The sequence below is a fragment of the Streptomyces sp. NBC_01450 genome (assembly GCF_036227505.1).
In the GTDB taxonomy this organism is placed as follows: Bacteria; Actinomycetota; Actinomycetes; order Streptomycetales; family Streptomycetaceae; genus Streptomyces.
The window spans coordinates 4,926,488-4,949,725 of sequence record NZ_CP109480.1 but is presented as its reverse complement, the minus strand read 5'-3'; the positions used below and the strand labels follow the sequence as shown (position 1 = coordinate 4,949,725).

The following is a 23,238-nucleotide window of genomic DNA, read 5'->3' as shown; positions in this document are numbered from 1 at the left end:
CCGTTTACACGCTTTAGGCTTGACACCGACCGCCGGGGCTCACCCGGGAGGGCAGACCCCGGCGGGCGGCATCCCAGCAAAGATCACCTGGCGCCGATGAGTAAGGCGTACCAGAACCACTCCGCAGGAGGACCCAGTGGCGAAGGCAAAGTTCGAGCGGACTAAGCCGCACGTCAACATCGGCACCATCGGTCACATCGACCACGGTAAGACGACCCTCACGGCCGCCATTACCAAGGTGCTGCACGACAAGTACCCCGACCTGAACGAGGCCTCGGCCTTCGACCAGATCGACAAGGCTCCTGAGGAGCGCCAGCGCGGTATCACCATCTCCATCGCGCACGTCGAGTACCAGACGGAGGGCCGTCACTACGCCCACGTCGACTGCCCCGGTCACGCGGACTACATCAAGAACATGATCACGGGTGCGGCGCAGATGGACGGCGCCATCCTCGTGGTCGCGGCCACCGACGGCCCGATGCCGCAGACCAAGGAGCACGTGCTCCTGGCCCGCCAGGTCGGCGTTCCCTACATCGTCGTCGCCCTGAACAAGGCCGACATGGTGGACGACGAGGAGATCCTGGAGCTCGTCGAGCTCGAGGTTCGCGAGCTGCTCTCCGAGTACGAGTTCCCGGGCGACGACCTGCCGGTCGTCAAGGTCTCGGCGCTCAAGGCCCTTGAGGGCGACAAGGAGTGGGGCCAGACCGTCCTCGACCTGATGCAGGCCGTCGACGAGAACATCCCGCAGCCCGAGCGTGACGTCGACAAGCCGTTCCTGATGCCGATCGAGGACGTCTTCACGATCACCGGTCGTGGCACCGTCGTCACCGGTCGTATCGAGCGTGGTGTCCTCAAGGTCAACGAGACCGTCGACATCGTGGGCATCAAGCAGGAGAAGACCACCACCACGGTCACCGGCATCGAGATGTTCCGCAAGCTGCTCGACGAGGGCCAGGCCGGTGAGAACGTCGGTCTGCTCCTCCGTGGCATCAAGCGCGAGGACGTCGAGCGCGGCCAGGTCATCATCAAGCCCGGTTCGGTCACGCCGCACACCGAGTTCGAGGCCCAGGCCTACATCCTGTCCAAGGACGAGGGTGGCCGCCACACGCCGTTCTTCAACAACTACCGTCCGCAGTTCTACTTCCGCACGACGGACGTGACCGGCGTTGTGACCCTCCCCGAGGGCACCGAGATGGTCATGCCGGGCGACAACACTGAGATGACCGTTTCGCTCATCCAGCCCGTCGCCATGGAGGAGGGCCTGAAGTTCGCCATCCGTGAGGGTGGCCGGACCGTGGGCGCCGGCCAGGTCATCAAGATCAACAAGTAAGTCCTTGTTGGCTTGACAGCCTGGTAGCTCCTCGCGAGCTCCTTGAAGGGGCCCGTACGACTTCGGTCGTACGGGCCCCTTTGCCATGCTCGTCGCGCACACTGCGTGCGTGGATTCCCATGACCTGGGCGAGGTGGGCCGTCGGCCGCTGCCGCCGAAGCCGGATCTTCCGGACGTGGCGGCGGCGCATCGGCGTGGCCCCGCCGACGCCGTGGAGGCGCGGTGGCGGCAGCTGGCACTGGTGTGGCGGTGGCATCGTGAGCGGCAGGAGATCCTCCGGCCGGGCGTGTGCTACCCGGGCATCGTGGACCTCATCGAGGTGGCCCGCGCGGAACGGGCCCTGCGGCAGCTGCATCCGTACACCAGCCACTTCGCCCTGCATCTGAGCAGCTGCACCCGGTACCCGTACGTGCTGCGGGCGCCGAGCGTCCTGCCTCGGCACGACGGGCGATTCCAGGTCTTCGTGCCACGCGGCGGGACTCTCCTCGGTGAGACCGGCACGGCGGAGGCGGCCGTCGCCCTGGTCGTGGCCCACGTTCCGGCGGGACTCGGCCCGGCCGTGGCCGGCACCGCCGACGATCTTCGCTGATGACGGCCTTCGTAAGCCGATGGCGGCCTCCGTGAGCGTGATGACGGCCTCCGAAAGTATTCGACGCCGACGACCCATTCCCCCCGGCTGACCCTCCCTCCACTATTTGTCATGCCGCTGAGCAAATTCGTACGCCGTCGGGGCGAGGGGTGAGGCATGTCTGGAGTCGTCAGCCGCAGAACCGTTCTCGGTGCCGGACTCGGCGCCGGGCTCGCGGCGTTACCGGGGCTGTCGGGCGCGGCATGGGCGGACGGTGAGGAGCCGCGGCCCACCGATCCCGGCGCGTACATCTCCTTCACCGGCGGAGCGTTCTCCCTGGTGGGCGCACCGGTCGTGGTGTCCCCGGAGGACCACCCCGGAGTCGTACGGGTGGCGGGCGACCTCCGTGACGACCTCGAACGGGTGACGGGCAGGCGCCCCGGTGACGGGATGGCGCGGGAGGTCGTGCTCGTCGGGACGGTCGGGCGCAGCCCGCTGGTCGACGGCCTGATCGCCGCCGGGAAGCTGGATGTCCAGGGGGTGCGGGGCCGGTGGGAGACCTCGTTGCAGACGGTGGTCGAGCGGCCGATGCCCGGCGTGGACCGGGCCTTCGTCGTCGCGGGCAGCGACCCCCGCGGCACGATCTTCGGCGCTTACGACGTCTCGTACGGCATCGGCGTCTCGCCCTGGTACTGGTGGGACGACGTACGCCCGGTCCACCGCGACGCGCTCCATGTGCTGCCGGGACGCCATACGCAGGGCACCCCCGCGGTGAAGTACCGCGGCATCTTCATCAACGACGAGAACCCGGCCCTCGGCACCTGGGCCCCCGCCTTCTTCGGCCCCGGGAAGGCGCCCGGCCACGACGGCGGCTTCAACGCCGACTTCTACGCGAAGGTCTTCGAGGTACTGCTCCGCCTGAAGGCGAACTACCTGTGGCCGGCGGTGTGGGGCCGCGCCTTCGCCGAGGACGATCCGCGCAACCACGCCCGTGCCAAGGAGTACGGAATTGTCATGGGCACGTCTCACGAGGCGCCCATGATGCGGGGCATCGAGGAGTGGAACCGGCACGCCGTACCCGCCGTGCGCGACAGCGCCGGAACCGTCGTCACGCCCGGCCATGACCCGTACGGCGGTACGGGGGAGTGGTCGTTCCGCCGCAACGCCGACGCGCTCAAGGCGTACTGGCGCGACGGCATCCGCCGCATGACCGACCTGGACTTCGAGGGCGTCGTCACCCTCGGGATGCGCGGCGACGGCGACACCGGCCTGCCGGACGGCGACGGCGTCGAACTGATGCGGGAGATCATCGACGCGCAGCGGACGATCATCGCCGAGGTGACGGGCCGCGACCCGGCCGCGGTGCCCCAGGTGTGGACGCTCTACAAGGAGGTCCAGCGGTACTGGGACCGCGGCCTGCGGGTCCCGGACGACGTCACCGTCGTACTGACGGACGACAACTGGGGCAACATCCGCAAGCACCCCGACCCGGCCGAGCCCGAGCGGCCCGGCGGCTACGGCCTCTACTACCACTTCGACTACGTGGGCGCGGGCCGCAACTACAAATGGGTCGACACGGCCAACCTGCCCAACCTCTGGGACCAGCTCCACCAGGCGCACGCCTACGGCAACCACGGGCTGTGGGTGACGAACGTCGGGGACCTCAAGGGCAACGAGCTGCCGACCGAGTTCTTCCTCGACTACGCCTGGAATCCAGGCCGTTGGGACACCCCTGCATCCCTCGGCGCGTGGGAACGGCGGTACGCGCGGCAGAACTTCGGCGCGGAGCAGGCGGCGGCGATCGCGGACGTACTGGCGACGTACGGACAACTCCAGTCGCGCCGCAAGCCGGAACTCCTCAACCGCCGGATCACCCTCGACCCGGCATCGGGCGCGGTGGTGTACGACGACCAGGCAACCCCCTTCCACGGCCGCGAACTCGAGCAGGTCACACAGGAGTGGCGGACGCTCAGGGCACGGGCCGGGCGGATCGCGCGACGGCTGCCGGACTCGGCGCGGGACGCGTGGTTCGAGCTGGTCGGCTACGAGGTCGAGGCGACGGCCAACCTGTACGAGCTGCGGGAGGCCGAGTTCACGAACCTGCTCTACGCCGCCCAGGGCCGGGCGGCGACGAACGACCTGGCCGCGGCGGCGGAGGCGGGCCTGGCACGGGACTTCGCGCTGGCCGAGCGCTTCAACCACGGGGTGGCGGGCGGCAAATGGGCGGGTTTCCAGACGCAGCCGCACATCGACTACGGGGACGTGGCGCGCTACGGCCCGAACGCGAGCTGGCAGCAGCCGGAGCTGAACAACGTCGCGCTGCCGGACGTCCTGTTCCCCGCGGTGCGCCGCATCGAGCTGCCGCCGGGCGCCGAACTGGGGGTGGCGGTCGACGGCTCCCCGGGCGCGGAGGCGGTGCTGAGCCCGTACCGGACGGGCCCGGCGCCGTACATCGAGGTGTTCAACCGGGGCCGGGACGCCTTCGACTACCGGATCGAGGCGTCTCAGCCGTGGCTCACCGTGGACCGTCCGCGCGGGAGCGTCCGTGACCAGACGCGGGTGGTGGTGACGGCGGACTGGGCGCGGGCGCCGCACGGCCGCACGGACGCCGAGATCACGGTGAGCGGCGCGGGAACTTCGGTGGCCGTGCGCGTGATCGCCGAGAACCCGCCCTCCCGAGGCTTGCGCGGATTTGTCGAGGCGGGCGGGTATGTGGCGGTGGACGCGGAGCACTGGGCGCGGGCGGTGGGCGACTGGCGGTGCGTTCCGCGCATCGGCCGCACCGGGGCGGGCATGACGCCGTACCCCGTGACGGCCCCGCGCCGGACGCCCGGCGGGACGGCCTCCCCCCGTCTGGAGTACGAGGTGAGCCTGCTGAGCGCCGGCACGGTCGCCGTCTGGGCGTATCTCTCCCCGCGCAACCCGGCCCTCCCGACGGGCGGCCTGCGCTACGCACTCTCCTTCGACGACAAGGCGCCGCGGACGGTCGACATCCACGCGGCCACGGGAGCCGACGACGGCCTGATGAACAGCGAGTGGGCCCGCAACACGTCGGACAACGTGAACGTGACGTCGACGAGGCATGTGATCGCCGCTCCCGGCGTGCACCGCCTGAAGTTCTGGATGGTCGACCCGACGGTGGTGCTGCAGCGGCTGGTGATCGACACGGGCGGGCTGAGGCCGACGTACCTGGGCCCGCCGGAGAGCCGTCGCGTGAGGTGACCGCTACGAGGTGACGGTTACGTGGTGATCATTACGAGGTGACCGCTACCAGGTGACCGGTAGGGCCACCGGACCGCGGATCATCGTGCGCTGCCGGAAGGGAACCTGATCGGCGGGCACGGCGAGGCGCAGCCCGGGCAGCCGCTCGAGCAGGGTGTCGATCAGCAGCTCGATCTGCATCCGGGAGAAGACGGCGCCCGTGCAGAAGTGCGGCCCGTTGCCGAAGGCCACATGGGCACCGGCGTCCCGGTCGAGGTCGATCCGGTCGGGGTCGGGGAAGACGTCCGGGTCGCGGTTGGCGGCCAGGTAGGAGACATAGACGGCATCGCCCGTGCTGATGCGGGTGCCGTGGATGTCGACGTCCTCCGTGGCGATACGGGGCAGGCCGACGGCGACGCGGTGCGGGATGTGGCGCAGGAGTTCCTCGATGGCGGCCGGGCGGGTGGCGGGGTCGTTGTGGAAGCGTTCCAGCAGGTCGGGCCGGGTGAGGAGGAGGTAGAACATCTGGCCGGTGTTGTTGGTGACGGCCTCGCCGCCGATCTGGAGCGGCCCGGCGACGCTGATCGCCTCCTCCACGTCCAGCTCGCCGCGCCGCACGGCACCGCCGAGCAGGGACAGCACGTCCTCGCTGTCACCGTCGCCTTTACCGTCACTCCCGCTGTCGCGGCGCTCGCGCACGGCCTCCCCGATCCATCCGAAGAGCCCCTTCTTGGCGCGCTCGGAGGCCTCGGCGCCGCCCGCCGTGCTGATGATCTCCCGCGTCCAGTCGTGCAACTTCCGCCGCTCGTCGACGGGTACGCCCATGACCTCGCAGACGACGTTGACCGGGAAGGGTTCGAGGACCCGCTCGATCAGGTCGGCCGGGGGGCCGTCCGCCACCATCCCGTCCACCAGGGCGTCGAGCATGTCCTGGGCGCGGGGGCGCAGGCGCTTCACGGCGCTCACGGTGTAGGCGTTCGAGACGGCGTGCCGGAGCCGGTTGTGATCGGGCTGGTCGGCCCAGGCGAGGGCCCCGGGCCGCGGCGCGAAGTGCGGCGCGAGCCGTGTGACCTGCCGGACGGAGGCCTCCCGCCGGCTGAACCGGGGATCGTTCGTGATCATCTTCACGTCGTCGTAGCGCGTCGCCAGCCACGCCCAGCCCTCCCCGTACGGAAGCCGGATCCGCGTCAGCGGCCCCTCCCGCATCAGCCCCGCGAGCACCGGCTCGAACTCGGTCGCGTTCAGCTCACCGGCGGGCCAGTCCCGAACGGGGGGAAGGGGCCGCTCGGGCCGCCCGGCGAGGGTGCTGGTCTCTTCTGCCATGCGTTCAGCGTGGGCGGGCGGGGGGTGGGGTGTCGCGCGGGAGTGCTCCAGCCGGAGCAGCGGAATGCCTTCGGCGCGCCTCGTCGTGCCTTCGTCGCCGCTGCGGTCCGGCTTACTGGTTCGGGTACCGCGGCAGGTCCGCGGTCGAGATCGTCCACTCGGCGATGGTGACGTCTTCGCCGTACACGAAGTCCTTGCGGGTGGCGTAGCGGGGGCCGTGCGGGGTGGGGTGGATGTCGGAGAGGACGGTACCGGTGGCGGTACGCGGGTCGAAGATCGCGTAGACGGGGATACCGAGCAGCGGATAGTCACGCATCTTGCCGACCCAGTCGTTGTCCGGGGTGGAGCGGGACACGACTTCGACGGCGGCGATGAGCGTACGGGGGTCGAAGGAGCCGTCTCCCTCCATGTCTGCCTCGGCGATCAGCATGACGTCGGGGTGGCGCAGGATGCCCTCGGACACGTCCTCCACGTCCGGGGCGCCCGTGTGAGCCACGCACTCGGTCGGCATGACTTTCTCGAGGCGTCTCCGGACGTGTGCTGCGGTCAGTTCATGGGGGCCATTGGGTGTGGTCAGGTCGTGGACGATCCCTTCCTTGGTGATCTCGAATTTGCCGGGAAGGGTGTCGTCCATGGACTGAACGAAGTCCCGCATGGCCCGGTACAGATGAGAGGTGCCGTGCTGCGCGTCGTCCGCGGCGATGGTCATGGCGCTCGCTCCTCGTCTGCCGTGCCCGGGGGCAAGGATCGTCACGTTCATGCTAGGCGGCCCCCAGGAGATCGGATCGGCATGCGCGGCAGCGCCCCGGGCGCGGGGGAGCGGAAGGCGTGGTCGCAGCCCTCGCAGTTCTGGAGCGGATGCCGTACGTCCGGGGGCGGCGCGGGCGCGCGAAACGGCGGTGGAGGCGGCAGCTGCGCCGCGAGCCGGTGGGCCAGGAGGGCGGCTGGGCGGCGCAGGTCTTCGGGCGGCAGGTCCGCCGTCAGCGCGTGTTGTACGGCGCTGGGGACGAGATCGCGCTCCAGCCAGGCGGCGACGCCGGGGGCGAGGTGCTCCGCGTCGGTGGCGGAGAGGAGCAGACGGGGATCGTGGCGGCGGAGGCCGGCGAGGAGGTCGGTGGCGGTCCGCAGGAGGGTGGGGGAGGGGTATGCGGGCTGGGGCACGGCGGGGAGGAGCTTGCGGGGCGGGCGTTCGGCCGGTGCTGGGCGGCGGGTGGGCCTGCTGGGGGTATCGACTGCCGTTCCCGTTCCGTGGTGTCCGGGCTGGTTGCAGGAGACGGTGCGGGTGACGATGCGGCCGCCAGGGGTGCGTTCGCGGGTGCGACGGAGGTAGCCGTGGGTTTCGAGTTCGCGCAGGGCGGCGGCAATACGGGTGGGGCCCTCGGGGAAGCGGGCGGCGAGGGTCTTGATGTCGACGCGGGCGCCGGTGGGGAGCGACTGGATGTAGACGGCCAGCCCGATCGCGAGTCCTGAAAGCTCCGGGTGCTGGGCGAGGTGATTGCCGATCACCGTGAAGCGGGTGGTGTGGCGGGTGTTGTCGTGGATGACGCCGCCGGGACGGGCGTCGACGTTCCGACGAGGGTGGTTTTTGCCCGCGATCCGGGACTGCGCGCGCGGGGGCCCGCTAGGGTTCTCTGTATCCATCGGGAAGGTTCTTTCTTCCTCGGTGGTCAGGCCCTCGCTTCGGGATGCCAGTCCCGGCGGGGGCCGTCGCATGTCTGCGGTGGTGCTGTGCCGCGCTGAGCGTAAGGCAGGCAACCGGTCCCGAATCCACCCGAGTTGGGCATATTCACTCGCGGGAGTGAGTTTGCGCGGTGGCCGCCGTTTCGGCGAGCGGGAGGGAGGGGTGGGGCTTGGTGGGGTCCTTTCCCTCTCGTGTTCCTTGGGGAAGAGCGCGGGCCGCACCGGAGCATGGCTCGCTGGGCTCCGGTGGGAGGAGTTCGATCTCGGCCCATACGGTCTTGCGTGGGGGCGGCCCTGATGCGACACCCCAGCGGTCGGCGAAGGCGTCGACGAGGGCGAGACCGCGGCCGGACTCGGCGTCAGGGCCGAGGGATTGGGGCCGGGGCGGGGGGTCGCCGACCCGCGCAAGCGGTCGGTGATCCGCCTGATTCTGATTGGCACCGCGTCCCAACACCCCGGTGTCCTGGACGACTTCCGGGACCTCGTGCACATGCTCCGCCCGGACGTCGGCGGGGCTTCGTCATAGGTTGATCTCATGGGACTCTTTGACAAGCTGACCGGAACCAAGCGCCCGGCCGACGGTGTCGCCCCGCGATCCGCCGCTGAGGTCCACGCGGCTCTGCTCGGCCTCAACCGCCCCGACGTCCCGTACGTCATCCGGGACGGCCGCGCGGAGGGTGCCGACCTGGTGGCGGAGTGGCGGATGCTGGAGCCGGCCTGGCAGACCTTCTTCGCCCGCACCCAGGTGAGTCGGGTGTTCCAGGTCCGTATGCGCCTGGTCCCGGAGAAGAACGAGGTCCGCTCCCTCGACCAGCAGTACGAGGTCACCTGGGTCGGCGGCACCCCCAGGCTGTCCATTTCGGCCGAGGCCCAACGGGGTCAGGTGCAGACGGTCTCGAAGCAGTGGACGCTCGGCGGGGGCAAGGACGGCGGTCTCGAAGCGACCGAGACGTTCAGTTTCGACAGCTCTGAGCTCAAGAACCCCCTGCAGGATGCCGTCCTGGGCGCCGGGTGGACCTGGCGCGGAGTCGTCACCGGCAAACTGTGAGGTCTTTTAGCTCCCTCCGTCACGTACTGTGCGCGGACGGCTGCTCGCTGTCGGCGGGCGTCCCGGTCGATCGCCCCAAGGCCGGCGGCAATGATCTCCGCCGGGGCGCGCACGCGCCCAGGGTTTGACCTGTGTCACCTTCGGGGTACGATCCTCGGCTCGATTGGCCAGCCCCCCATCGTGTATGGCAGACTAACGGGGTTGCTCGGTCGAGTGCCGATGCTGCGCGCCTCCCGTCGGGAGGACCGGAAGCGAGTCCCACAGTACTCGTCGCCTCAACTGCCGTAAGGCAGCGCTGGGGCGGACGTACGGGAATCTTTCGGGAAGTGTCAGCGGGGTGCGGGCCAGGCACCCGGTGGGTGTTCCAGCCTCCGGTCCTGCGGTTGCTTTCGGGCGGGCCGCGTCCCTCGTAGGGAAATCCGTTACGGATATTTCTGCGGCAGGAGCGCGACACACCCGACCGCGTGGGTCGGAGATACGGGACGCGAACCCCCGGGTTCCAGAGCGTTTCACGAGACAAAGGACTACTGAGTAGCCATGGCGGGACAGAAGATCCGCATCCGGCTCAAGGCCTACGACCACGAGGTCATCGACTCCTCGGCGAAGAAGATCGTCGAGACGGTGACGCGCACTGGTGCGTCGGTCGCGGGCCCGGTGCCGCTGCCCACTGAGAAGAACGTGTACTGCGTCATCAAGTCGCCGCACAAGTACAAGGACTCGCGCGAGCACTTCGAGATGCGCACGCACAAGCGCCTGATCGACATCCTCGACCCGACGCCCAAGACCGTTGACTCTCTGATGCGACTCGACCTCCCGGCCGGTGTCGACATCGAGATCAAGCTCTAGGGATCGGTGATCTGAGAATGGCTAAGCAGATCAAGGGCATCCTGGGCGAGAAGCTCGGCATGACGCAGGTTTGGGACGAGAACAACCGTGTTGTTCCGGTCACCGTCGTCAAGGCGGGCCCCAACGTCGTCACCCAGGTGCGTACCAACGACATCGACGGCTACGAGTCGGTCCAGATCGCCTTCGGCGAGATCGACCCGCGCAAGGTGAACAAGCCCCTCAAGGGTCACTTCGCCAAGGCCGACGTCACCCCCCGTCGCCACCTCGTCGAGATCCGCACCGCGGATGCCTCCGAGTACACCCTCGGCCAGGAGATCTCCGCCGAGGTGTTCGAGGCGGGCGTGAAGGTCGACGTCACCGGCAAGAGCAAGGGCAAGGGCTTCGCCGGTGTCATGAAGCGTCACAACTTCAAGGGCCTCGGCGCCGGTCACGGCACCCAGCGCAAGCACCGCTCTCCCGGTTCCATCGGTGGCTGCGCCACCCCGGGCCGTGTGTTCAAGGGCCTCCGCATGGCGGGTCGCATGGGCAACGAGCGGGTCACCACCCAGAACCTGACCGTTCACGCCGTTGACGCGGAGAAGGGCCTGCTCCTTATCAAGGGCGCGGTTCCTGGTCCGAACGGCGGCCTCGTCCTGGTCCGCACCGCGGCCAAGGGGGCCTGAGGACTATGAGCACCATTGACATTCTGTCGCCCTCCGGCGACAACGCCGGGACTGTTGAGCTCCCGGCCGAGATCTTCGACGTAGAGAAGATCAGCATTCCGCTGCTTCACCAGGTCGTTGTCGCGCAGCTGGCCGCCGCCCGTCAGGGCACGCACAAGGTCAAGCGTCGTGGCGAGGTCCGTGGTGGCGGTAAGAAGCCTTACCGCCAGAAGGGCACCGGCCGCGCGCGCCAGGGTTCGACCCGTGCGCCGCAGTTCGCCGGCGGTGGCGTCGTCCACGGCCCCACGCCGCGTGACTACTCGCAGCGGACCCCGAAGAAGATGAAGGCCGCGGCCCTGCGCCACGCCCTCACCGACCGGGCCCGCAACGCTCGCATCCACGTCATCACCGGCGTGATCGAGGGCGAGACCCCCTCCACCAAGGCCGCGAAGAGCTTCCTCGGCAAGGTCAGCGAGCGCAAGAACGTGCTCCTGGTCATCGAGCGCTCCGACGAGGCCGCGCTGCTCTCCGCGCGCAACCTGCCCCAGGTCCACATCCTGGAGCCGGGCCAGCTGAACACGTACGACGTTCTCGTCTCGGACGACGTGGTCTTCACCCAGGCCGCTTTCGAGTCCTTCGTGTCTGGCCCCAAGGCCGCTGACACCGAAGGGAGCGAAGCCTGATGGCTACGCGTCACCCGAGCATTGCCTCCAAGGCGGCCAAGGCCGCCAAGGCCGCGCGCGTCGCCAAGGCGAAGCGCCACGAGGCCGAGGGCAAGAACACCGTCGAGACCCCGCTGAGCAAGTCCTTCACGGATCCCCGTGACGTGCTCCTCAAGCCGGTCGTCTCGGAGAAGAGCTACGCGCTGCTCGACGAGGGCAAGTACACCTTCGTCGTGGCGCCGGGCGCCAACAAGACCCAGATCAAGCAGGCCGTCCAGGCGGTCTTCTCGGTCAAGGTCACCGGGGTCAACACGATCAACCGCCAGGGCAAGCGCAAGCGGACCAAGAGCGGCTTCGGTAAGCGTGCTGACACCAAGCGCGCCATCGTGACCCTCGCTGAGGGCGACCGTATCGACATCTTCGGCCAGGCCTCCTAACGGAGCGCCCTGGTCCGATATCGGACGAGGACTGAGAAATGGGAATCCGCAAGTACAAGCCGACTACGCCGGGCCGTCGTGGCTCCAGCGTCGCCGACTTCGTCGAGGTCACGCGGTCCACGCCGGAGAAGTCGCTGGTCCGCCCGCTGCACAGCAAGGGCGGCCGTAACAATTCCGGTCGTGTGACCGTTCGCCACCAGGGTGGCGGACACAAGCGCGCCTTCCGAGTGATCGACTTCCGTCGTCACGACAAGGACGGCGTGCCGGCGAAGGTCGCGCACATCGAGTACGACCCCAACCGCACCGCGCGCATCGCGCTGCTGCACTACGCGGACGGCGAGAAGCGCTACATCCTCGCGCCCCGCAACCTGTCGCAGGGTGACCGCGTCGAGAACGGTCCCGGGGCCGACATCAAGCCGGGCAACAACCTGGCGCTCCGCAACATCCCGGTCGGTACCACGATCCACGCGATCGAGATCCGTCCCGGTGGCGGCGCCAAGTTCGCCCGCTCCGCCGGTGCCTCGGTGCAGCTGCTCGCGAAGGAGGGCACGATGGCCCACCTTCGTATGCCTTCCGGTGAGATCCGCCTGGTCGACCAGCGCTGCCGCGCCACGGTCGGCGAGGTCGGCAACGCCGAGCAGAGCAACATCAACTGGGGTAAGGCCGGCCGTAAGCGCTGGCTGGGCGTTCGCCCGACCGTCCGCGGTGTGGCGATGAACCCGGTTGACCACCCGCACGGTGGTGGTGAGGGCAAGACCTCCGGTGGTCGCCACCCGGTCTCCCCGTGGGGTCAGAAGGAGGGTCGTACTCGTTCGCCGAAGAAGGCTTCGAACAAGTACATCGTCCGCCGCCGCAAGACGAACAAGAAGCGCTAGGAGCGGGTTTAGATGCCGCGCAGTCTCAAGAAGGGACCCTTCGTTGACGGCCACCTCGTAAAGAAGGTGGACGCTCAGAACGAAGCCGGTACCAAGAACGTCATCAAGACCTGGTCCCGTCGCTCGATGATCATCCCGGCCATGCTCGGTCACACGATCGCGGTGCACAACGGCAAGATCCACATCCCGGTGTTTGTCACCGAGTCGATGGTCGGCCACAAGCTCGGCGAGTTCTCGCCGACGCGCACCTTCCGGGGTCACGTCAAGGACGACCGGAAGTCGAAGCGCCGCTAACGCGGGGTGGAATGACCATGACAGACACTGGAAGGACAACCATGGAAGCCAGGGCCCAGGCGCGGTACATCCGCGTTACGCCCATGAAGGCCCGCCGCGTGGTGGACCTTATCCGTGGCATGGATGCCACGGAGGCTCAGGCGGTCCTGCGTTTCGCCCCGCAGGCCGCGAGCGTGCCGGTCGGCAAGGTGCTTGACAGCGCCATTGCCAACGCCGCGCACAACTACGACCACACCGACGCCGACAGCCTCTTCATCTCCGAGGCGTACGTCGACGAGGGTCCGACCCTGAAGCGGTTCCGTCCGCGTGCCCAGGGCCGTGCCTACCGGATCCGCAAGCGGACCAGCCACATCACCGTGGTCGTCAGCAGCAAGGAAGGAACCCGGTAATGGGCCAGAAGGTTAACCCGCATGGGTTCCGGCTCGGCATCACCACGGACTTCAAGTCCCGTTGGTACGCCGACAAGCTGTACAAGGACTACGTCAAGGAAGACGTCGCCATCCGTCGGATGATGACGTCCGGCATGGAGCGCGCCGGCATCTCGAAGGTTGAGATCGAGCGCACCCGTGACCGCGTGCGGGTGGACATCCACACCGCGCGTCCCGGCATCGTCATCGGCCGCCGTGGCGCCGAGGCCGACCGCATCCGCGGTGACCTCGAGAAGCTCACGGGCAAGCAGGTCCAGCTGAACATCCTCGAGGTCAAGAACCCCGAGACCGACGCTCAGCTGGTTGCTCAGGCCGTTGCCGAGCAGCTGTCCTCCCGCGTCTCCTTCCGCCGTGCCATGCGTAAGAGCATGCAGGGCACGATGAAGGCCGGCGCCAAGGGCATCAAGATCCAGTGTGGTGGCCGTCTCGGCGGCGCCGAGATGTCCCGCTCGGAGTTCTACCGCGAGGGCCGTGTGCCCCTGCACACGCTCCGCGCGAACGTCGACTACGGCTTCTTCGAGGCCAAGACGACCTTCGGCCGTATCGGTGTGAAGGTCTGGATCTACAAGGGCGACGTCAAGAACATCGCCGAGGTCCGCGCCGAGAACGCCGCTGCCCGCGCCGGCAACCGCCCGGCCCGTGGTGGCGGCAACGACCGCCCGGCCGGCCGTGGTGGCCGTGGTGGCGAGCGTGGCGGCCGCGGCCGCAAGCCGCAGCAGGCTCCCGCTGCCGAGGCCCCCAAGGCCGAGGCTCCGGCGGCTGCCGCTCCGGCTGAGAGCACCGGAACGGAGGCCTGACCGACATGCTGATCCCCCGTAGGGTCAAGCACCGCAAGCAGCACCACCCCAAGCGCCGTGGTCAGGCCAAGGGCGGTACGCAGGTTTCGTTCGGCGAGTACGGCATTCAGGCCCTCACGCCGGCGTACGTGACGAACCGCCAGATCGAGGCCGCGCGTATCGCGATGACCCGCCACATCAAGCGTGGCGGCAAGGTCTGGATCAACATCTACCCGGACCGCCCGCTCACGAAGAAGCCTGCCGAGACCCGCATGGGTTCCGGTAAGGGTTCGCCGGAGTGGTGGATCGCGAACGTGCACCCGGGCCGGGTCATGTTCGAACTGTCCTACCCCAACGAGAAGATCGCCCGTGAGGCCCTCACTCGCGCAGCCCACAAGCTGCCGATGAAGTGCCGGATCGTCAAGCGCGAGGCAGGTGAAGCGTGATGTCGGCCGGTACCAAGGCGTCCGAGCTGCGCGAACTGGGTGACGAGGAGCTTCTCGCGAAGCTTCGCGAAGCCAAGGAAGAGCTGTTCAACCTCCGCTTCCAGGCGGCGACCGGTCAGCTCGAGAACCACGGTCGGCTCAAGGCCGTCCGCAAGGACATCGCGCGGATCTACACCCTGATGCGTGAGCGCGAGCTGGGCATCGAAACGGTGGAGAGCGCCTGATGAGCGAGAGCAACGTGACTGAAACGACTGAGGCGCGCGGATTCCGCAAGACCCGTGAGGGTCTCGTCGTCAGCGACAAGATGGACAAGACCGTCGTCGTCGCCGTCGAGGACCGCGTCAAGCACGCCCTGTACGGCAAGGTCATCCGCCGTACGAGCAAGCTGAAGGCCCACGACGAGCAGAACGCCGCGGGTATCGGCGACCGCGTCCTCCTCATGGAGACGCGTCCGCTGTCCGCGACGAAGCGCTGGCGCATCGTGGAGATCCTCGAGAAGGCGAAGTAATCAAACGGGGGGCTCCGTCCCCCCGTTGCCCCCGCCGGGGGCCCGCCGCACCGTCAGGTGCCCGGCCCCCGGCGGAGGTTTTCTCCCTCAAGAGGCCAAGTAATTCCTGCGGGGGCCACCCGCAGGACGGTTCCGCCAGGCTCGCGGGGTGACCCGAAAGGGATCCCCGCGGGAACCGGCAGACAATCAGGAGATAGACGTGATCCAGCAGGAGTCGCGACTGCGTGTCGCCGACAACACGGGAGCGAAGGAAGTCCTTTGCATCCGTGTGCTCGGTGGCTCCGGTCGCCGCTACGCGGGCATCGGTGACGTCATCGTCGCCACCGTCAAGGACGCGATCCCCGGCGGCAACGTGAAGAAGGGTGACGTCGTCAAGGCGGTCATCGTTCGCACCGTCAAGGAGCGCCGCCGTCCGGACGGCTCGTACATCCGCTTCGACGAGAACGCCGCCGTCATTCTGAAGAACGACGGCGACCCTCGCGGCACCCGTATCTTCGGCCCCGTCGGCCGTGAGCTGCGCGAGAAGAAGTTCATGAAGATCATCTCGCTCGCGCCGGAGGTGCTGTAAGCATGAAGATCAAGAAGGGTGACACGGTTCAGGTCATCACCGGCAAGGACAAGGGCAAGCAGGGCAAGGTCATTGCCGCTTACCCGCGCGACGAGCGCGTCCTGGTCGAGGGTGTCAACCGGGTCAAGAAGCACACCAAGGCCGGCCCGACCGCCAGCGGTTCCCAGGCCGGCGGCATCGTCACGACCGAGGCGCCGATCCACGTCTCCAACGTCCAGCTGGTCGTTGAGAAGGACGGCAACAAGGTCGTCACGCGTGTCGGTTACCGCTTCGACGATGAGGGCAACAAGGTTCGCGTTGCCAAGCGGACGGGTGAGGACATCTGATGGCTACCACCACCACTCCGCGTCTCAAGACGAAGTACCGCGAGGAGATCGCGGGCAAGCTGCGTGAGGAGTTCTCGTACGAGAACGTCATGCAGGTTCCCGGCCTCGTCAAGATCGTGGTCAACATGGGTGTCGGCGACGCCGCCCGTGACTCGAAGCTCATGGACGGTGCCGTCCGTGACCTGACCACGATCACCGGTCAGAAGCCGGCCATCACCAAGGCCCGCAAGTCCATCGCGCAGTTCAAGCTGCGTGAGGGTCAGCCGATCGGTGCCCACGTCACCCTCCGTGGCGACCGCATGTGGGAGTTCCTGGACCGCACCCTGTCGCTCGCGCTGCCGCGCATCCGCGACTTCCGTGGTCTGTCCCCCAAGCAGTTCGACGGCCGTGGCAACTACACCTTCGGTCTCACGGAGCAGGTCATGTTCCACGAGATCGACCAGGACAAGATCGACCGTACCCGGGGCATGGACATCACCGTGGTGACCACGGCGGCCAACGACGCTGAGGGCCGTGCCCTTCTCCGTCACCTCGGCTTCCCCTTCAAGGAGGCGTAAGCGAGATGGCGAAGAAGGCTCTGATTGCCAAGGCTGCTCGTAAGCCCAAGTTCGGTGTGCGTGGCTACACGCGCTGCCAGCGCTGCGGTCGTCCGCACTCCGTGTACCGCAAGTTCGGCCTGTGCCGCGTCTGCCTTCGTGAGATGGCTCACCGTGGCGAGCTGCCGGGCGTGACCAAGAGCTCCTGGTAGTCCCGGTAATTCGGGATTCCAGAGGCTCTCGGTAAGTAAAGGGTTCGGTCAGGTGCCCACCTCTCCATGGCTTAGGCTAGGAGGGTTGGGCGCCTGCCGCCCCAATCGACTTACTACGCCGTAGGTCCCCGCACCGCACCCGTCCCGCCACTGAGTGGGGAGAGGGATGGCGCATACAGGAAACCCCGGCGAGAGAGGCCGAAGGCCAATTCATGACCATGACTGATCCCATCGCAGACATGCTTACCCGTCTGCGTAACGCGAACTCGGCGTACCACGACGATGTCGCGATGCCGCACAGCAAGATCAAGTCTCACATCGCGGAGATCCTCCAGCAGGAGGGCTTCATCACCGGCTGGAAGGTCGAGGACGCCGAGGTCGGCAAGAAGCTCGTCCTCGAGCTGAAGTTCGGCCCGAACCGTGAGCGCTCCATCGCGGGCATCAAGCGGATCTCGAAGCCGGGTCTGCGCGTGTACGCGAAGTCCACCTCCCTGCCCAAGGTGCTCGGTGGCCTCGGCGTGGCGATCATCTCCACGTCGCACGGTCTCCTCACCGACAAGCAGGCCGGCAAGAAGGGCGTAGGCGGAGAAGTTCTCGCCTACGTCTGGTAACGGAAGGGAACGGAGGAAACAGCTATGTCGCGTATTGGCAAGCTCCCCATCACGGTTCCCGCCGGCGTGGACGTCACCATCGACGGCCGTACGGTCCAGGTGAAGGGCCCCAAGGGCACCCTCTCCCACACCGTCGCGGCGCCGATCGAGGTCGCCAAGGGTGAGGACGGCATTCTCAATGTCACCCGCCCGAACGACGAGCGTCAGAACAAGGCCCTCCACGGCCTGTCCCGCACGCTGGTGGCGAACATGATCACCGGCGTGACCACGGGTTACGTGAAGAAGCTCGAAATCAGCGGTGTCGGTTACCGCGTCCTGGCGAAGGGTTCCAACCTGGAGTTCTCGCTCGGCTACAGCCACTCGATCACCGTCGAGGCGCCCGAGGGCATCACCTTCAAGGTGGAGGCTCCGACCCGTTTCTCGGTCGAGGGCATCGACAAGCAGAAGGTCGGCGAGGTTGCGGCCAACATCCGCAAGCTGCGCAAGCCCGACCCGTACAAGGCCAAGGGCGTCAAGTACGAGGGCGAAGTCATTCGCCGCAAGGTCGGAAAGGCGGGTAAGTAAGCCATGGCATACGGTGTCAAGATTGCTAAGGGCGACGCTTACAAGCGTGCTGCCATCAAGCGTCGTCACATCCGGATCCGTAAGCACATCTCGGGTACGGCTGAGCGTCCGCGCCTGGTCGTGACGCGCTCCAACCGCCACATCGTGGCCCAGGTCATCGACGACGTTAAGGGTCACACCCTGGCGTCGGCGTCGACCCTGGACACGACGGTCCGCGGTGCTGAGGGCGACAAGTCCGCGCAGGCCAAGTCGGTCGGCGCCCTGGTCGCCGAGCGCGCCAAGGCCGCCGGTGTCGAGGCTGTCGTATTCGACCGTGGTGGCAACCAGTACGCCGGGCGCATCGCCGCCCTGGCGGACGCCGCCCGCGAAGCCGGACTCAAGTTCTGAGTCGCCCGTCGCGCTAGCGACTTAGGTCGCTGCGTAGCTAGCGGAAAAAGAGAGAGGTAATCCAATGGCTGGACCCCAGCGCCGCGGAAGCGGTGCCGGTGGCGGCGAGCGGCGGGACCGGAAGGGCCGTGACGGCGGCGCTGCTGCCGAGAAGACCGCGTACGTTGAGCGCGTTGTCGCGATCAACCGCGTCGCCAAGGTTGTGAAGGGTGGTCGTCGCTTCAGCTTCACCGCGCTGGTCGTGGTGGGCGATGGTGACGGCACCGTCGGTGTTGGTTACGGCAAGGCCAAGGAGGTGCCGGCCGCCATCGCCAAGGGTGTTGAGGAGGCCAAGAAGCACTTCTTCAAGGTTCCCCGTATCCAGGGCACCATCCCGCACCCGATCACGGGCGAGAAGGCCGCGGGCGTCGTCCTGCTCAAGCCTGCTTCCCCCGGTACCGGCGTTATCGCCGGTGGCCCGGTGCGTGCGGTGCTCGAGTGCGCCGGCGTTCACGACATCCTGTCGAAGTCGCTCGGCTCGTCCAACGCGATCAACATCGTGCACGCGACCGTGGAGGCCCTCAAGGGCCTGCAGCGTCCCGAGGAGATCGCGGCCCGCCGTGGTCTGCCCCTCGAGGACGTCGCCCCCGCGGCTCTGCTGCGTGCGCGTGCGGGAGCGGGTGCGTAATCATGGCTCAGCTCAGGATCACGCAGACGAAGTCGTACATCGGCAGCAAGCAGAACCACCGCGACACCCTGCGTTCGCTCGGGCTCAAGCGCCTGAACGACGTGGTCGTCAAGGAGGACCGCCCCGAGTTCCGCGGAATGGTGCACACCGTCCGCCACCTCGTGACGGTTGAGGAGGTCGACTGATCATGGCGGAGAACAACCCGCTCAAGATCCACAACCTCCGTCCCGCCCCGGGCGCCAAGACCGCCAAGACCCGTGTGGGTCGTGGTGAGGCGTCGAAGGGTAAGACGGCCGGTCGTGGTACCAAGGGCACGAAGGCCCGCTACCAGGTTCCGGAGCGCTTCGAGGGCGGGCAGATGCCCCTCCACATGCGCCTCCCGAAGCTGAAGGGCTTCAAGAACCCGTTCAAGACCGAGTTCCAGGTCGTGAACCTCGACAAGCTGGCCGCGCTGTACCCGGAGGGTGGCGAGGTCACCGTCGAGGGGCTCGTCGCCAAGGGTGCCGTTCGCAAGAACAGCCTCGTCAAGGTCCTCGGCCAGGGCGAGATCTCCGTCGCGCTGCAGGTTTCGGTTGACGCCGTTTCCGGCTCCGCCAAGGAGAAGATCACCGCCGCCGGCGGTACCGTCACCGAGCTCGTCTGATCTTTTCAGGCGTCTCGATGACATGAGCGATCCCGACCGGGGGTGCCCCTATAAAAGGGGTATCCCCGGTTGGTCGTTCCTAGGGGGGCAGTCCCGCCGGTAAGGTGACTTGCACTGCCGACTTTCGTCCGGCGTTCCTCGGACGGCAGTCGACCGATACCTACCTATTCGTCGAACCTCAAGACCGTCACCTCTGACGCAGTTGCGCGGGGGTCGCAGGAGGCACCGTGCTCACCGCGTTCGCCCGGGCGTTCAAGACGCCCGACCTGCGCAAGAAGCTGCTCTTCACGCTCGCCATCATCGTGGTCTACCGGGTCGGTACCCACGTACCGATCCCAGGTGTCGACTACAAGAACGTCCAGACCTGCATCGACGTGGCCAAGGGCAACCAGGGTCTGTTCGGGCTGGTCAACATGTTCAGTGGTGGCGCGCTGCTGCAGATCACGATCTTCGCGCTCGGCATCATGCCGTACATCACGGCGAGCATCATCCTGCAGCTGCTGACGGTGGTGATCCCGCGCCTCGAAGCCCTCAAGAAGGAGGGTTCGGCCGGCACCGCGAAGATCACGCAGTACACCCGTTACCTGACAGTGGCGCTGGCGATCCTGCAGGGCACCGGCCTTGTGGCGACCGCTCGCAGCGGCGCGCTGTTCAGTGGCTGCCAGGTCGCCAACCAGATCGTTCCTGACCAGTCGATCTTCCAGACCGTCGTGATGGTCGTCACCATGACCGCCGGTACCGGCGTCGTCATGTGGCTCGGCGAGCTCATCACCGACCGTGGCATCGGCAACGGTATGTCGATCCTCATGTTCATCTCGATCGCCGCGACCTTCCCGTCCGCGCTGTGGGCGATCAAGACGCAGGGCACGCTGGCCGGCGGCTGGATCGAGTTCGGCACCGTGATCCTGGTCGGCCTGGTCATGGTCGGCCTGGTCGTCTTCGTCGAGCAGGCCCAGCGACGTGTTCCGGTCCAGTACGCGAAGCGCATGATCGGGCGCCGGTCGTACGGCGGTACGTCCACATACATCCCGCTGAAGGTCAACCAGGCGGGTGTGATTCCCGTCATCTTCGCGTCGTCGCTGCTCTACATCCCGGCTCTGGTCGCCCAGTTCTCCAGCGGCAACTCCGCCTGGAAGACCTGGGTCACACAGAACCTGACCAAGGGCAGCCACCCGATTTACATCACTATGTACTTCCTTCTGATCGTTTTCTTCGCGTTCTTCTACGTGGCGATCTCGTTCAACCCCGAGGAAGTCGCGGACAACATGAAGAAGTATGGTGGCTTCATCCCGGGCATCCGGGCTGGCCGACCGACCGCTGAGTACCTCAGCTACGTACTCAACCGGATCACCTGGCCGGGGTCGCTGTATCTGGGTCTGATCGCTCTCGTGCCAACAGTGGCGTTGGTGGGCTTCGGGGCAAGCCAGAACTTCCCGTTCGGTGGTACCAGCATCCTGATCATCGTGGGTGTCGGTCTTGAGACGGTGAAGCAGATCGAGAGCCAGCTTCAGCAGCGCAATTACGAAGGGTTCCTCCGCTGATGCGAATCGTCCTCGTCGGGCCGCCCGGTGCCGGGAAGGGAACGCAAGCCGCGTTCCTTGCCAAGAACCTGGGGATTCCGCACATCTCCACGGGCGACCTCTTCCGCGCCAACATCAGTCAGGGCACGGAGCTGGGCAAGCAGGCCAAGGCGTACATGGACGCCGGCAAGCTGGTGCCGGACGAGGTCACCATCGGGATGGCCAAGGACCGCATGGAGCAGCCCGACGCCGCGAACGGCTTTCTGCTGGACGGCTTCCCTCGTAACGTCTCGCAGGCCGAGGCGCTCGACGAGATGCTCAAGGCCGAGGGCATGAAGCTGGACGCGGTGCTGGACCTGGAGGTCCCCGAGGACGAGGTGGTCAAGCGCATCGCGGGCCGCCGTATCTGCCGCAACGACTCGTCGCACGTCTTCCACGTGACGTACAAGCAGCCGAAGAGCGAAGGCGTCTGTGACGTCTGCCAGGGTGAGCTGTACCAGCGGGACGACGACTCCGAGGAGACCGTCCGTACGCGTCTCGAGGTCTACCACACGCAGACCGAGCCGATCATCGACTACTACGCCGCTCAGGGCCTGGTCGTGACGATCTCGGCGCTCGGCAAGGTGGAAGAGGTCACGGGACGCGCCATGGAGGCGCTGGGGAGCAAGGTCGGCGACAAGTAGTCGTCACGCTGCCATCGGCCGCGGCGCCCTCCGGGGTGCCGCGGCCGCTTTTTGCGGCCGAGCCGCCGCCGCTCTCGCGGGCGTGGTGATTCGCCGTTGTGGTTGCTCAATCGCCGGTTGCGGCAGACTTGGGCCAAGACGTTACTGGAAGCGGAGAGGCGACAGCCCGATGGTGCAGATCAAGACCCCCGAGCAGATCGCCAAGATGCGTGAGGCGGGGTTGGTCGTCGCGGCCATCCACGCGGCCACGCGTGAGGCGGCGGTGCCGGGCGCCACGACGAAGGACCTGGACGAGGTCGCCCGCAAGGTGCTGGCCGAGCACGGGGCGAAGTCGAACTTCCTCGGGTACGGCGGTTTCCCCGCGACCATCTGCACGTCGGCCAACGAGGTCGTCGTCCACGGCATCCCGTCCGACGAGGTGGTCCTCAAGGACGGCGACATCATCTCGATCGACTGCGGCGCGATCGTGGACGGCTGGCACGGGGACGCGGCGTACACCGTGTTCGTGGGCTCCGGTCACGCCCCGGAGCTGCTCGAGCTCTCCCGGGTGACGGAGGAGTCGATGTGGGCGGGCATCGCGGCGATGAAGCAGGGCAACCGGCTCATCGACGTCTCGCGTGCCATCGAGACGTACATCCGCCGCCAGCCGAAGCCCGGTGGCGGCCGGTACGGGATCATCGAGGACTACGGCGGTCACGGCATCGGCACCGAGATGCACATGGACCCGCACCTGCTGAACTACGTCGAGAAGCGACGCGGCAAGGGTCCGAAGCTGGTCCCCGGCTTCTGCCTGGCCATCGAGCCGATGGTGTCCTTGGGCACCCCGAAGACCGAGGTGCTGGAAGACGACTGGACCGTCATCACGACCGACGGGACCTGGTCCTCGCACTGGGAGCACTCGGTGGCGCTGACGGAGGAGGGCCCGCTGGTCCTCACGGCCCCCGACGGCGGCAAGGCGAAGCTGGCGGAGCACGGGGTCACCGCGGCACCGGACCCGCTGGCCTGACGGCGACGGGTGAGTCCGACGGGGCGCGAGGTCGCGCTGTCCGGACTTTCGCGCTCGGGTCAGCTGTCCGGACTTGGCGTCGGCCGGCTGTCTGGACTCGGCGCCCAGACTCGGCGCCCGGATCTGGCGTTCGGATCAGCAGTCCGACCGCCGGCGCCCGGATAGGTCGGCGCGGCGGGCGGTGGTTCGTGCCCTGGCTGTCGGTCGATGTCCGTGGGGCCTGCCCAGTCGCCGGAGCGCGGGGCATCGCGGCACCCCATCAGGCCCTGCGGTCGGCTACGGCAGGTGGCGATCCGGTCGCCGTACGTCTCCGCCGCTCCGGTACGGAACGCCCGCGCCGCGGCGTGCGGTCACGCGCCGCCGACCCCCGTTGCTTAAAGATCTCCGTAGTGGGGCATTCTTTCTCGATTCGTCTTTCCGAGAGGCCTGACGTAGACTGACTCGTCGGCTCT

30 protein-coding genes and 1 pseudogene are annotated in these 23,238 nt (G+C 67.6%); 28 read left to right on the top strand and 3 right to left on the bottom strand.

What is annotated here, in order from left to right; genetic code table 11:
- Positions 1-136: 136 nt before the first annotated feature.
- The 3 genes from tuf to OG568_RS22070 all read left to right on the top strand — a co-directional run bounded on the left by tuf (position 137) and on the right by OG568_RS22070 (position 5,120).
- A complete protein-coding gene (gene tuf / locus OG568_RS22080) occupies positions 137-1,330 on the top strand; it encodes an elongation factor Tu (protein WP_097285844.1) in 1,194 nt (397 codons plus the stop codon).
- Positions 1,331-1,439: 109 nt separating this feature from the next.
- A complete protein-coding gene (locus tag OG568_RS22075) occupies positions 1,440-1,919 on the top strand; it encodes a DUF6193 family natural product biosynthesis protein (protein ID WP_329532818.1) in 480 nt (159 codons plus the stop codon).
- Between the two features lie 156 nt (positions 1,920-2,075).
- Complete coding sequence (locus tag OG568_RS22070) at positions 2,076-5,120, top strand: glycosyl hydrolase 115 family protein (protein ID WP_329532817.1); 3,045 nt, start codon at positions 2,076-2,078, stop codon at positions 5,118-5,120.
- A 45-nt stretch (positions 5,121-5,165) separates the two neighbouring features.
- On the opposite strand, the gene OG568_RS22065 is transcribed toward OG568_RS22070, so the two are convergent.
- The 3 genes and pseudogenes from OG568_RS22065 to OG568_RS22055 all read right to left on the bottom strand — a co-directional run bounded on the left by OG568_RS22065 (position 5,166) and on the right by OG568_RS22055 (position 8,063).
- On the bottom strand, positions 5,166-6,422 hold the full coding sequence (locus tag OG568_RS22065) for a cytochrome P450 (protein ID WP_329532816.1): 1,257 nt from the start codon (positions 6,420-6,422) through the stop codon (positions 5,166-5,168).
- Positions 6,423-6,534: 112 nt separating this feature from the next.
- Positions 6,535-7,131, bottom strand: coding sequence for a Uma2 family endonuclease (locus OG568_RS22060; RefSeq protein ID WP_329532815.1), 597 nt, complete (start codon positions 7,129-7,131; stop codon positions 6,535-6,537).
- A gap of 52 nt (positions 7,132-7,183) precedes the next feature.
- Positions 7,184-8,063 (bottom strand): annotated as a pseudogene (locus OG568_RS22055) (helix-turn-helix domain-containing protein).
- Between the two features lie 574 nt (positions 8,064-8,637).
- On the opposite strand from OG568_RS22055, the gene OG568_RS22050 reads away from it, so the two are divergent.
- From OG568_RS22050 to map, 25 genes are all read left to right on the top strand, one after another.
- Positions 8,638-9,150: a hypothetical protein gene (locus OG568_RS22050; protein ID WP_329532813.1), complete on the top strand. Its 513-nt coding sequence runs from the start codon at positions 8,638-8,640 to the stop codon at positions 9,148-9,150.
- A 537-nt stretch (positions 9,151-9,687) separates the two neighbouring features.
- Positions 9,688-9,996 carry a 30S ribosomal protein S10 gene (rpsJ, locus tag OG568_RS22045; RefSeq protein WP_003948644.1) on the top strand — a complete coding sequence of 103 codons (309 nt, stop codon included), beginning with the start codon at positions 9,688-9,690 and terminating at the stop codon, positions 9,994-9,996.
- A 17-nt stretch (positions 9,997-10,013) separates the two neighbouring features.
- Positions 10,014-10,658, top strand: coding sequence for a 50S ribosomal protein L3 (gene rplC / locus OG568_RS22040; protein ID WP_101400119.1), 645 nt, complete (start codon positions 10,014-10,016; stop codon positions 10,656-10,658).
- Between the two features lie 5 nt (positions 10,659-10,663).
- A complete protein-coding gene (gene rplD / locus OG568_RS22035) occupies positions 10,664-11,320 on the top strand; it encodes a 50S ribosomal protein L4 (RefSeq protein ID WP_266437244.1) in 657 nt (218 codons plus the stop codon).
- Positions 11,320-11,736 (top strand): 50S ribosomal protein L23, encoded by a 417-nt coding sequence (gene rplW, locus OG568_RS22030; protein ID WP_099921128.1) that lies wholly within the window; start codon positions 11,320-11,322, stop codon positions 11,734-11,736. Before rplD ends, rplW begins: the two co-directional genes overlap by 1 nt.
- A gap of 38 nt (positions 11,737-11,774) precedes the next feature.
- Positions 11,775-12,611: a 50S ribosomal protein L2 gene (gene rplB, locus OG568_RS22025; RefSeq protein ID WP_266584840.1), complete on the top strand. Its 837-nt coding sequence runs from the start codon at positions 11,775-11,777 to the stop codon at positions 12,609-12,611.
- Between the two features lie 12 nt (positions 12,612-12,623).
- Positions 12,624-12,905 (top strand): 30S ribosomal protein S19, encoded by a 282-nt coding sequence (gene rpsS / locus OG568_RS22020; RefSeq protein WP_168494643.1) that lies wholly within the window; start codon positions 12,624-12,626, stop codon positions 12,903-12,905.
- 41 nt (positions 12,906-12,946) lie between these two features.
- Complete coding sequence (rplV, locus tag OG568_RS22015; protein WP_003974262.1) at positions 12,947-13,294, top strand: 50S ribosomal protein L22; 348 nt, start codon at positions 12,947-12,949, stop codon at positions 13,292-13,294.
- Positions 13,294-14,130 carry a 30S ribosomal protein S3 gene (gene rpsC / locus OG568_RS22010; RefSeq protein WP_067367107.1) on the top strand — a complete coding sequence of 279 codons (837 nt, stop codon included), beginning with the start codon at positions 13,294-13,296 and terminating at the stop codon, positions 14,128-14,130. The genes rplV and rpsC overlap by 1 nt, the downstream gene beginning before the upstream one ends.
- Before the next feature lie 5 nt (positions 14,131-14,135).
- Positions 14,136-14,555 carry a 50S ribosomal protein L16 gene (gene rplP / locus OG568_RS22005; RefSeq protein ID WP_010986348.1) on the top strand — a complete coding sequence of 140 codons (420 nt, stop codon included), beginning with the start codon at positions 14,136-14,138 and terminating at the stop codon, positions 14,553-14,555.
- Complete coding sequence (gene rpmC, locus OG568_RS22000) at positions 14,555-14,779, top strand: 50S ribosomal protein L29 (protein WP_003998824.1); 225 nt, start codon at positions 14,555-14,557, stop codon at positions 14,777-14,779. Before rplP ends, rpmC begins: the two co-directional genes overlap by 1 nt.
- Positions 14,779-15,063: a 30S ribosomal protein S17 gene (gene rpsQ / locus OG568_RS21995; RefSeq protein ID WP_067367104.1), complete on the top strand. Its 285-nt coding sequence runs from the start codon at positions 14,779-14,781 to the stop codon at positions 15,061-15,063. The genes rpmC and rpsQ overlap by 1 nt, the downstream gene beginning before the upstream one ends.
- 199 nt (positions 15,064-15,262) lie before the next feature.
- Complete coding sequence (gene rplN, locus OG568_RS21990; RefSeq protein WP_030831680.1) at positions 15,263-15,631, top strand: 50S ribosomal protein L14; 369 nt, start codon at positions 15,263-15,265, stop codon at positions 15,629-15,631.
- A gap of 2 nt (positions 15,632-15,633) precedes the next feature.
- On the top strand, positions 15,634-15,957 hold the full coding sequence (rplX, locus tag OG568_RS21985) for a 50S ribosomal protein L24 (RefSeq protein ID WP_067367101.1): 324 nt from the start codon (positions 15,634-15,636) through the stop codon (positions 15,955-15,957).
- A complete protein-coding gene (gene rplE, locus OG568_RS21980; protein WP_266584842.1) occupies positions 15,957-16,514 on the top strand; it encodes a 50S ribosomal protein L5 in 558 nt (185 codons plus the stop codon). Before rplX ends, rplE begins: the two co-directional genes overlap by 1 nt.
- A gap of 5 nt (positions 16,515-16,519) precedes the next feature.
- Complete coding sequence (locus tag OG568_RS21975; protein WP_003948630.1) at positions 16,520-16,705, top strand: type Z 30S ribosomal protein S14; 186 nt, start codon at positions 16,520-16,522, stop codon at positions 16,703-16,705.
- A gap of 212 nt (positions 16,706-16,917) precedes the next feature.
- Positions 16,918-17,316 carry a 30S ribosomal protein S8 gene (rpsH, locus tag OG568_RS21970; protein WP_055614920.1) on the top strand — a complete coding sequence of 133 codons (399 nt, stop codon included), beginning with the start codon at positions 16,918-16,920 and terminating at the stop codon, positions 17,314-17,316.
- A gap of 24 nt (positions 17,317-17,340) precedes the next feature.
- Positions 17,341-17,880, top strand: a complete 540-nt coding sequence (rplF, locus tag OG568_RS21965) for a 50S ribosomal protein L6 (protein ID WP_266584844.1) — start codon at positions 17,341-17,343, stop codon at positions 17,878-17,880.
- Positions 17,881-17,883: 3 nt separating this feature from the next.
- Positions 17,884-18,267, top strand: coding sequence for a 50S ribosomal protein L18 (gene rplR, locus OG568_RS21960; RefSeq protein WP_168510320.1), 384 nt, complete (start codon positions 17,884-17,886; stop codon positions 18,265-18,267).
- Between the two features lie 64 nt (positions 18,268-18,331).
- Positions 18,332-18,934 carry a 30S ribosomal protein S5 gene (rpsE, locus tag OG568_RS21955; protein ID WP_221353022.1) on the top strand — a complete coding sequence of 201 codons (603 nt, stop codon included), beginning with the start codon at positions 18,332-18,334 and terminating at the stop codon, positions 18,932-18,934.
- A 2-nt stretch (positions 18,935-18,936) separates the two neighbouring features.
- On the top strand, positions 18,937-19,119 hold the full coding sequence (rpmD, locus tag OG568_RS21950) for a 50S ribosomal protein L30 (protein ID WP_060901490.1): 183 nt from the start codon (positions 18,937-18,939) through the stop codon (positions 19,117-19,119).
- Between the two features lie 2 nt (positions 19,120-19,121).
- Positions 19,122-19,577 (top strand): 50S ribosomal protein L15, encoded by a 456-nt coding sequence (gene rplO / locus OG568_RS21945; RefSeq protein WP_060901489.1) that lies wholly within the window; start codon positions 19,122-19,124, stop codon positions 19,575-19,577.
- Positions 19,578-19,804: 227 nt separating this feature from the next.
- Positions 19,805-21,118, top strand: a complete 1,314-nt coding sequence (secY, locus tag OG568_RS21940) for a preprotein translocase subunit SecY (protein ID WP_329532812.1) — start codon at positions 19,805-19,807, stop codon at positions 21,116-21,118.
- Positions 21,118-21,780, top strand: a complete 663-nt coding sequence (locus tag OG568_RS21935; protein WP_266584846.1) for an adenylate kinase — start codon at positions 21,118-21,120, stop codon at positions 21,778-21,780. The genes secY and OG568_RS21935 overlap by 1 nt, the downstream gene beginning before the upstream one ends.
- 169 nt (positions 21,781-21,949) lie before the next feature.
- Positions 21,950-22,786 (top strand): type I methionyl aminopeptidase, encoded by an 837-nt coding sequence (gene map / locus OG568_RS21930; protein WP_329365349.1) that lies wholly within the window; start codon positions 21,950-21,952, stop codon positions 22,784-22,786.
- The last annotated feature ends 452 nt before the right edge of the window (positions 22,787-23,238 follow it).

Excerpts from the sequence above, each read along its gene's own strand:
- rpsJ (WP_003948644.1), top strand. The coding sequence starts at position 9,688 with ATGGCGGGACAGAAGATCCGCATCCGGCTCAAGGCCTACGACCACGAG.
- rplX (WP_067367101.1), top strand. The coding sequence starts at position 15,634 with ATGAAGATCAAGAAGGGTGACACGGTTCAGGTCATCACCGGCAAGGAC.
- rpsS (WP_168494643.1), top strand. The coding sequence starts at position 12,624 with ATGCCGCGCAGTCTCAAGAAGGGACCCTTCGTTGACGGCCACCTCGTA.
- rpmC (WP_003998824.1), top strand. The coding sequence starts at position 14,555 with ATGTCGGCCGGTACCAAGGCGTCCGAGCTGCGCGAACTGGGTGACGAG.
- OG568_RS21935 (WP_266584846.1), top strand. The coding sequence starts at position 21,118 with ATGCGAATCGTCCTCGTCGGGCCGCCCGGTGCCGGGAAGGGAACGCAA.
- OG568_RS22050 (WP_329532813.1), top strand. The coding sequence starts at position 8,638 with ATGGGACTCTTTGACAAGCTGACCGGAACCAAGCGCCCGGCCGACGGT.
- map (WP_329365349.1), top strand. The coding sequence starts at position 21,950 with ATGGTGCAGATCAAGACCCCCGAGCAGATCGCCAAGATGCGTGAGGCG.
- rplF (WP_266584844.1), top strand. The coding sequence starts at position 17,341 with ATGTCGCGTATTGGCAAGCTCCCCATCACGGTTCCCGCCGGCGTGGAC.
- OG568_RS21975 (WP_003948630.1), top strand. The coding sequence starts at position 16,520 with ATGGCGAAGAAGGCTCTGATTGCCAAGGCTGCTCGTAAGCCCAAGTTC.
- rplC (WP_101400119.1), top strand. The coding sequence starts at position 10,014 with ATGGCTAAGCAGATCAAGGGCATCCTGGGCGAGAAGCTCGGCATGACG.
- rplR (WP_168510320.1), top strand. The coding sequence starts at position 17,884 with ATGGCATACGGTGTCAAGATTGCTAAGGGCGACGCTTACAAGCGTGCT.
- rpsC (WP_067367107.1), top strand. The coding sequence starts at position 13,294 with ATGGGCCAGAAGGTTAACCCGCATGGGTTCCGGCTCGGCATCACCACG.
- rplE (WP_266584842.1), top strand. The coding sequence starts at position 15,957 with ATGGCTACCACCACCACTCCGCGTCTCAAGACGAAGTACCGCGAGGAG.
- rplP (WP_010986348.1), top strand. The coding sequence starts at position 14,136 with ATGCTGATCCCCCGTAGGGTCAAGCACCGCAAGCAGCACCACCCCAAG.
- rplV (WP_003974262.1), top strand. The coding sequence starts at position 12,947 with ATGGAAGCCAGGGCCCAGGCGCGGTACATCCGCGTTACGCCCATGAAG.
- rplO (WP_060901489.1), top strand. The coding sequence starts at position 19,122 with ATGGCGGAGAACAACCCGCTCAAGATCCACAACCTCCGTCCCGCCCCG.
- rpsH (WP_055614920.1), top strand. The coding sequence starts at position 16,918 with ATGACCATGACTGATCCCATCGCAGACATGCTTACCCGTCTGCGTAAC.
- OG568_RS22060 (WP_329532815.1), bottom strand. The coding sequence starts at position 7,131 with ATGACCATCGCCGCGGACGACGCGCAGCACGGCACCTCTCATCTGTAC.
- OG568_RS22065 (WP_329532816.1), bottom strand. The coding sequence starts at position 6,422 with ATGGCAGAAGAGACCAGCACCCTCGCCGGGCGGCCCGAGCGGCCCCTT.
- rplB (WP_266584840.1), top strand. The coding sequence starts at position 11,775 with ATGGGAATCCGCAAGTACAAGCCGACTACGCCGGGCCGTCGTGGCTCC.
- rpmD (WP_060901490.1), top strand. The coding sequence starts at position 18,937 with ATGGCTCAGCTCAGGATCACGCAGACGAAGTCGTACATCGGCAGCAAG.
- rpsE (WP_221353022.1), top strand. The coding sequence starts at position 18,332 with ATGGCTGGACCCCAGCGCCGCGGAAGCGGTGCCGGTGGCGGCGAGCGG.
- rplW (WP_099921128.1), top strand. The coding sequence starts at position 11,320 with ATGGCTACGCGTCACCCGAGCATTGCCTCCAAGGCGGCCAAGGCCGCC.
- rplD (WP_266437244.1), top strand. The coding sequence starts at position 10,664 with ATGAGCACCATTGACATTCTGTCGCCCTCCGGCGACAACGCCGGGACT.
- OG568_RS22070 (WP_329532817.1), top strand. The coding sequence starts at position 2,076 with ATGTCTGGAGTCGTCAGCCGCAGAACCGTTCTCGGTGCCGGACTCGGC.
- rpsQ (WP_067367104.1), top strand. The coding sequence starts at position 14,779 with ATGAGCGAGAGCAACGTGACTGAAACGACTGAGGCGCGCGGATTCCGC.